Raw genomic sequence first — 7,509 nt, 5'->3', positions numbered from 1 at the left:
TTTTGTTTTTTATCCTGTTTATTTCTAATAGCGTTAAATGTTCTTCTCAATGAAACTGTGATGTCATGTTGCAAATCTTCATAGTTATCTAAAAAGATAGTTGTTGGTTTTCCTGTTTGTTGAGTAATAAATGTTTCACTTGCTTTTTTAGCATTAAAAATAATCCCAATCATTTTTTCCATTTTCTTTGGATCATTTGCAGACCATAAACTGATTAACTTTATTGTTTCAGCTTCTAAAGGAATTTTACCTGCATTTCCGTTTGATACTAGAAATTCGCTTGCATTAGCTACAATGTCTTGATTTTGTTTTTGTAGAACATTTTGAGAGAAATTAATTGATGAAAAATCAAGCATGCTTGTATCTTTATTAGTATCTTTATTAGTATCTAAGTTAGTCTTATATAGATTGTGTCCGATTTCGTGATGTCCGCTTGTATCAAGGGTTTCAGCCATTTCTTGTCGGCGTCCGATTTCGTGATGTCCGCTTGTATCAAGGGTTTCAGCTGTTTTATTATTTTCTTGTCGGCGTCCGATTTCGTGATGTCCGCTTGTATCAAGGGTTTCAGCCGTTTTATTAGCAAAATCCCGTTTAATATACACGTCTTTTGCTGTAACTTCTAAATCATCAAGGTAAAGTCGATTGGGTAAATTTTTCTTTTTCTTGGGATCAAATCCTTGCTTGATTTGAAATAATAGTCCTGCTATATATGATCCATTATACCATTTAACAAAAAAACAGCCCCCATTATCCAACTAGTAGATAACGAGGGCTGTTTTAATAGTCTTTTCTAGGGGTCATTATATAATTATAGCCCCTAAACAAACATCTTTTGTAAAAAGCCTTTTTTCTGTTCTTTCAACAAATCTAACTTACGTTGATGAAGAGCGATAGTGTCGTCGAGTTGTTTGAAAAATGAACCAATTTTTTGCTGTTCTTCCTGACTAGGTTTATAGATTTCAAATTCTGAAAATTTAGAAATCCAATGACGTTCATGACTTTGAGGTACATATTTTATATTCTTCAACGTATTAAACATAAAATAGAAATTGTCAGAATTATCATTCAAACTAAGTAATTTCATTGCGGAACTCTTAATCTTAAAAGGGAAATCTACATAATGAGAACCAGTTGTAAAATCATCAAATATAATAACTGGATTCTCTACGGTAGCATTTTTAATCCCAGTAATCTCATCTGTATAGCCCAATAAGAAACTCTTACCTGCTGTTAAAACAGGTGTATTAAAAGTGTCATCATACTCTGTAGATTTAACAATATATTTTGTTGGTTGCTCATAGTTAAATATCTCCCCCAACTTACGCTGTTCCCAATCGTCAGCAAACCCCGCAAATCGCAATTCAGGAATTTTTTCTCCAGCTTTTGGAAACATTTTTTGCAAGTAGCCTTTTTTCTGTTCTTTCAACAAATCTAACTTACGTTGATGAAGAGCGATAGCGCAATCAAGTTGTTTGAAGAATGTCCCAATTTTTTGTTGTTCTTCTAATTTTGGATATAAAAGATTTACTTGTTTTAGATCAGAGTTATGCAGATGAACTACAGATTTTCCTTGAGCTCTCTTCGACATTTCTTGTCGTTGAGATCCATTAGAAATAGTTAAAGCTAAAAAAATAGAATCAATATAATTTACTGGTTTAATTATATTTAAATCTCCGCCTAAAATTAGACCTGATTTACCAACAACTGAAGCTCTAGAAATATCTTCTGAAGATTCTCCTGATGCAGGTACTATGACTTCAGATCCTTCACTAATTATTGAGTTATCTTTCTTATTTACAAATGTATCTACTTTCTCAATAACTGTTTCATATTTTGTATATAAGCGACCATATAAAATTATTGGATCTCCAAATTCGACTAAATCATTTTTTGTATATCCATTGCCTTTTGAAAAACTAGCTAATTCACCCAACTTACGCTCTTCCCAATCGTCAGCAAACCCCGCAAATCGCAATTCAGGAACTTTCTTTTTAACTGAATCATCTATTTTCGCCATAGTCCCCACCATTTTCTTGGTTTTTCTTGTTCTTCTATCCTTTTTTGATCTTTGATTTGTTCCTGCAAATTTTCCAACTTCTCTTTAAGAGCGTTCACTTCATCTTTATATTGATTGTCTAAGTGTTTGAATTGTGTTTCCTGTGAGGGCATTTTGAGAACTTTTAATCTGTCGTTTTTTGCTTTGTATTCTTCTAACAACTTTTTATCTTGTAAGGCTAATTGTTGTTGCTGGTCTAACAAATTTTGCGTTTGTTTTTGTGCTTCCACTAAACTTTTTATTTGTTCATCTTTATTGGTATTTTGAGATTCAAGATATTCAATTTGGTGTTTAAGACTGTTTAAATAGCTATTTAAAGTGCTGTTTAATTCAACGCCTTCAACACTTGTATTTCCTTTTATATTAGTGTTTTCTTGGTGTTTAACGGTATTTAACTTACTGTTTAAACTACTGTTTAATTCAATACCTATATTTTCTTTTATTTGTTTAACCGCTTCAGCGGTTAATAGCTTCATACTATTATTTCTAACTACATATTCGCTTGATATTTTAGAAACTTGATAATGAATTTTATTCTTGCTAACTCCTAACTCATCTGCAAGTTCTCGAATCGTTTTTAAATTGTCACTCATGATCTATATCCTGCCTTTTAACGATTGGTAGATACTGTTCAATCGATTTTTTAAGATACTTAGCAATATTCTTTTTCGAATAGTCATCTTGTTTGTCTCTGATATAGGCTAAGTGTTCTTTCACGCCCTTTAAACCACGTAATTCTTTTAATTCGTCATAAAGTGGATATACATTTTTCTGTAACCCTGACAAAATAGTCGTATCCGTTAAATCAATATATGACAATAAAAACTGCTCCATAAGTAACTTTGTATAGGGACTTTTTATTGCCTTAACAGTCAACATATCTTCTGTTTCTTCTTGACGAATCTTGCCCTCGATATAAACGGGATCATCCTGTTTATAACTACTATCAGCCGCAACTTGTTTTTTAGTAATGTGAAAGACAATGCTATCAATGCTGCGCCCTTTTTTAACTTTTTCGTACGTCACATTAAAAGTTGTATTATTTGTAATTTCTTCAATACCATTTTTTAAAATTCTTTTTTCAAAATTTCTAAAATCCAGATACTCATCTATCGTATCTGTCATTTCTCGTAAATCTCGGATACTAATTTCAGGATTACGATAACTATCAATTTGGTCTTGTCTCCGACCACCTTTAAAGCTGTAATGCTCGTACTGGTTGTAATTCATCGATAACCAACGGTATAGAATAATGGCATACTTGCTATTTAATTCTGCGATGTCTGACAAAGCATGTTGCGTAAAATTGTTTTTAAGATTGATTAAGTAAGGCATGATTTCACGATGAAATTCAATTTTTACTTCGTCACTATAATCCGTCCATTCCACATAAGGGATTGGCACAATACTAACAAACTTAAACCCTTTATCTTGTTCTTTTTTAATCTGAAAAAAAGCTTGTTTCTGCATTCTTTCAATCGCTTGTTTAAATCGGCTATGTTTATCGTTATCATTCACCTTAAAGAAAGCAAACATTTCTTGCTTTGATAAATAAACCGTTTGATCTTGAGGTGGGTTTTCTGTATCGATTAAAGAAACAGCTAATTCAAACATTTTAAGCGGCGTTTTATCCATTTTGGCAATGGATGTGATTAAGCTATTGTGTTCGACCACTTTTCTTTTTGATAATTCATTCAAGGTCTGCACCTGCCTTGTCTTTGATTCTGATATAATGGACATATAGATACACTCCTTTGGGCGTGTTGTTGGATATAAGCATAAAGAAAAACTTTTTGTCGGGAATTTCTTTATGCTTTTTATTATAGCATTTTACGTGTACATGAAAAAATAAAATGTACACGTATGCACAGTATTTTGTACACGTATGCACAGTATTTTGTACACGTATGCACAGTATTTTGTACACGTATTTAGCTTTGAAGCATTGCTAATGCTCACTTTATAACCACGCAAAAGAACAAAAGATTAAAATATAAAAGATAAACTTATAATAGGCTTCGCCTTTTTATTGAATTAATAAAAACAAAACAAAAAGAACACCGTTGTACATAATGTTTGTCCAGAGTGTTCTTTTTGTTTGGCATTATTTTAAATGATGGATTCCTGGTTATGTAACCTAATTGCCCCTTATTAAGCCAATAGCGACGTTTGAATCTATTTGATGATTATTTCTACGTCACATGGTTAAAAACGCTTAGACGAGCAAATAGGCCGTTATAACGTTAAAGACTTGGCCCTTTAAAAATATCACGCGTTAATTCAATGATTCGATTAATTAATGCTTTAACTTGTTCAATACCCCAATCTAATCTAGTTGGCGCTATTTTCGTATCTGGATCTGCTCTAGCTGTCGTCAGTGTCTTTAACCAGGTCTGGGCTACTTTTTTATTTTGAGTGAGTTCTTCATGATCCAGCTTATAAAGAACATACCGAGCCTCCACATCAGTATGCGATAGTTTGTCGACACCATAATCATTTTTAAGCATGTCACGCATCACATAGTCCATTTTTTGCTGTTCTCGCTGCCGCTTCTGAAACATTTGATGAGTTTCTTTCAGGTTTTGATAGTCAGCTTGGATGTCAGCTAATTGCGCGTTGACTTGGCCTAACGTTTGCTTGAGTTCTCGTGTCTCATGCTGGCTTTGCAAGGTGGCTTTCTTCATCGTGGCTAACACACTTTTAAAGCGATCTAAGTCATCTGGTTTAAGCACCGTCTTACCAAAGAGGTTTTTAGATAAGTCTTGTTTAAAGGCATCAATTTGTTTTTCGGCTAAGTCCAATTCCGTTAAGGCTTGATCCGTGATTTTAAGTACGGCCTGTTTCGCACGAATATTGTCTTCAATATCGGCTAGTTCAGTTTTTAAAGCGTTAAACTGATCGTTGTATTTTTTGATTTCAGCGACATTCTCAAACGGTAAGGTTTTGTTATTTAAAATCCCTTGTTCATAAAAGGGCAGCACTTTTTTTAAATGCTCATCTAAATCCTCATGAAAGCTTTGCAAATCATGGCGCGTGAGGACTTCTTTAGCGGATACTTTATCACGTGCTTTTTTATTATCAAAAACCACTGGGACAAAGGCATAGTGCAAGTGAGGGGTTGTCTCGTCATAATGTACGACAGCGGCCACGGCATTTTCTTGACCATAACGGTCATTCAGAAAATTAGTGGTTGCTTCAAAAAAGGCGCTCTGTTGCTCGTAGGACGCTTCTGTAAGTTCTTCAGGTAAAGTGACAATCCAAGTCGCTAACGCCTTCACATCGTCTCTTTTCATGCAATAAACGTCATTTAAACGCGCATTGAAGCGTGACAGCATATCAGAACCATCCGCCATCAGATCTTGATTTAGATAGGTTTTCGACACATCAATTTCTTTGTTAGTGTGATGGTCGGTTTTACGTTCAAAGTGAACCGCTAAACCTGGGACTGCGCCACGCGTATTTTTCTTTAAATGCGCCATCAAAAATGCCTCCTCAAAAAGGGTTTTCCAAGACCAGTATAACACCGTTAAAAATCTGGTATAGCCTGTTATACCAAAATAATATTTTGGACAGGCTCTGCGAGGCGCGTCATCGCCAAGCGATGACCGTAGCGTTTCCCCTTCTTACTGGGGAAACTGCTATTTTACAGCGCCACTTATCCGGCTTGTAAAACCTCTGGCGGGTCACGCCGTGACGGGGCAATTTATCATTGCAGGATCACTTTCAGTGAGAGCATGTCATGCAGAACGCTACCCGCGTGGGGCAAGCTGGTGTCAGCTTAACCCCATAAAAAAATAAGTTGAGATAGTATCTGTATCTCAACTTATTTTGAATGCTAATATAATTTCTCATCGTATTAAGTTATGACCAATATTTCCTGTAAGCAAACTACACGCGTTTTTTTGGTAACAATTTTAATAAATCTACACTGGTATGGATTGCTCAGAAGTCAATAAATTGGACTATTTTTATTTGCCACTTATTATTTTGATAAGTCTAACTATTGCTTTTGGCATCAAAAGTGTCTTAGCGATATTGGTACTAATTATTCTGTCACTTACATTAGCATTATTTATTGCAAAATAAAAAGCAAAGCTTTTATAAAAAAAGTCTTTACCTTTTATTTTTCCCAAGTCATACGATACTCTTTTGAATCAGTCTCAGTATCCATACCTACACTGTCTATGATAAAATCTTTATTCTCATAAAAATTAACGGCATTAATATTATCTACATAGACTGAAAGTGTTAATTTGTCGTTTATTTGTTTTAGGTAATTAATTAATCGGCTACCAACACCTTGCTTTCTGTAGTTCATGTCAACAAATAATCCAGCTATGTAACCATCTAATTCGCCTAAAAAACCGATAATTATTTCATTATTCCTATACACAAAAATATTTGCTTCAGGCAACATTTTTTTAATGTTCACAAATTGATTTTTCCAATACTGAGCGGGAATAAATGAATGTGCTTGTAAATTGCCATTCAACCAAATCTGTGCCAATTGTTCTAAATCCCTGTCTGAAAAACTGTTTAATTTTGTAATCATTGTAGCCCCCTTTTTCCTAAAACAAGTTTAATAAGAAATAGGAGAGGATTCAATTATCTAAAACTAGGAAATGATATTAATTAATCATATTCTTTTCCATTTATTGTTTCACATATTGTTTCTACACTTATTAGTTCCATTATTTCCACTCCTTATAATTTAAAAATATTCTAATTCTAACAATCGTTTATTTAAGTTACCTAGCGTTCCATATTTTCGTATTAACACTTTAGTTTCTTGTTCATTTTGAGCTTTACTTATCACTCTATTCTCGCTTTCTGCATTATCTAATTGTTGCTTTAAAAACTTTTTATTCATTTTTCTGTCCTTTCTTTTAAACACATTTTTTTTAGGTGTTGAGTGAGTGAAGCTGGATTGATGATTATTTTTAAGTTATTAAATTATGTACATAGATCACCCCCTTTTTTTATTTTGATAGTTCATTTTTTCCAGTGCGTTTTCGGTCGTTTGCTGTGATGAAAACAGATAAAAAACATAAAAAAAATACAAGGGCGAACTTGTGAGTTTATATACCCTTTTATTTTTGACTGTTTTTGATATGGTAAGTGACAGTAAACAGACGTATTACGCAGTGTAAAATGAGCTTTCTAAAAAAGGTAGTATGATACATAATTTAATTGTTTAACTTCAAAATAATCAGAAAAAAAGGACAAGATATTATCTTGTCCTTTGATTTTAATTGCCTTTAATAACGCTTCTAAGGCATTTTTAACATTTTACTAGTCTTTGTACTTTGTTGCTTTTAAAGTTTCTCTATGGCTCTTATATGAGCTAATTTAGCCATTTTAACTTAATGATTGCAAGTATTCGCTGTACCACACTTCAAAAGTATTTCTCATTGCGCCAAAAATGTAATTTTCAGGATTAACTTTTTGTTTTT

General features: G+C 33.3%; 8 protein-coding genes. All 8 read right to left on the bottom strand.

What is annotated here, in order from left to right; translation table 11 throughout:
• Positions 1 to 755, bottom strand: a 755-nt coding sequence (locus AC1RP4_RS07500; protein ID WP_481761984.1) for a plasmid replication initiation protein, incomplete at its 3' end; no start/stop codon positions are given.
• Positions 756 to 817: 62 nt separating this feature from the next.
• Complete coding sequence (locus AC1RP4_RS07495) at positions 818 to 2,017, bottom strand: restriction endonuclease subunit S (protein WP_224143287.1); 1,200 nt, start codon at positions 2,015 to 2,017, stop codon at positions 818 to 820.
• Positions 2,005 to 2,649: a hypothetical protein gene (locus tag AC1RP4_RS07490; RefSeq protein ID WP_481761985.1), complete on the bottom strand. Its 645-nt coding sequence runs from the start codon at positions 2,647 to 2,649 to the stop codon at positions 2,005 to 2,007. The genes AC1RP4_RS07495 and AC1RP4_RS07490 overlap by 13 nt, the downstream gene beginning before the upstream one ends.
• Entirely contained in the window at positions 2,642 to 3,796 is a 1,155-nt protein-coding gene (locus tag AC1RP4_RS07485) for a RepB family plasmid replication initiator protein (protein WP_481761986.1), read from the bottom strand. Before AC1RP4_RS07485 ends, AC1RP4_RS07490 begins: the two co-directional genes overlap by 8 nt.
• A 503-nt stretch (positions 3,797 to 4,299) precedes the next feature.
• On the bottom strand, positions 4,300 to 5,535 hold the full coding sequence (gene mobV / locus AC1RP4_RS07480) for a MobV family relaxase (RefSeq protein WP_481761987.1): 1,236 nt from the start codon (positions 5,533 to 5,535) through the stop codon (positions 4,300 to 4,302).
• A 489-nt stretch (positions 5,536 to 6,024) separates the two neighbouring features.
• Positions 6,025 to 6,189, bottom strand: coding sequence for a hypothetical protein (locus AC1RP4_RS07475; RefSeq protein WP_013102110.1), 165 nt, complete (start codon positions 6,187 to 6,189; stop codon positions 6,025 to 6,027).
• Positions 6,177 to 6,608, bottom strand: a complete 432-nt coding sequence (locus tag AC1RP4_RS07470) for a GNAT family N-acetyltransferase (protein ID WP_220741389.1) — start codon at positions 6,606 to 6,608, stop codon at positions 6,177 to 6,179. The genes AC1RP4_RS07475 and AC1RP4_RS07470 overlap by 13 nt, the downstream gene beginning before the upstream one ends.
• A gap of 159 nt (positions 6,609 to 6,767) precedes the next feature.
• Positions 6,768 to 6,926: a hypothetical protein gene (locus AC1RP4_RS07465; RefSeq protein ID WP_185931198.1), complete on the bottom strand. Its 159-nt coding sequence runs from the start codon at positions 6,924 to 6,926 to the stop codon at positions 6,768 to 6,770.
• Between the last annotated feature and the right edge of the window lie 583 nt (positions 6,927 to 7,509).

This window comes from Dellaglioa sp. CoH-56-MRSF-10, assembly GCF_056782175.1.
Note: the sequence above shows the minus strand (reverse complement) of the source record. Positions and strands in the feature narration are given on the sequence as shown.

Bases quoted from the DNA above. Each gene is read 5' to 3' on its own strand.
- AC1RP4_RS07495 (WP_224143287.1), bottom strand. From the start codon at position 2,017: ATGGCGAAAATAGATGATTCAGTTAAAAAGAAAGTTCCTGAATTGCGA.
- mobV (WP_481761987.1), bottom strand. From the start codon at position 5,535: ATGGCGCATTTAAAGAAAAATACGCGTGGCGCAGTCCCAGGTTTAGCG.
- AC1RP4_RS07465 (WP_185931198.1), bottom strand. From the start codon at position 6,926: ATGAATAAAAAGTTTTTAAAGCAACAATTAGATAATGCAGAAAGCGAG.
- AC1RP4_RS07485 (WP_481761986.1), bottom strand. From the start codon at position 3,796: ATGTCCATTATATCAGAATCAAAGACAAGGCAGGTGCAGACCTTGAAT.
- AC1RP4_RS07490 (WP_481761985.1), bottom strand. From the start codon at position 2,649: ATGAGTGACAATTTAAAAACGATTCGAGAACTTGCAGATGAGTTAGGA.
- AC1RP4_RS07470 (WP_220741389.1), bottom strand. From the start codon at position 6,608: ATGATTACAAAATTAAACAGTTTTTCAGACAGGGATTTAGAACAATTG.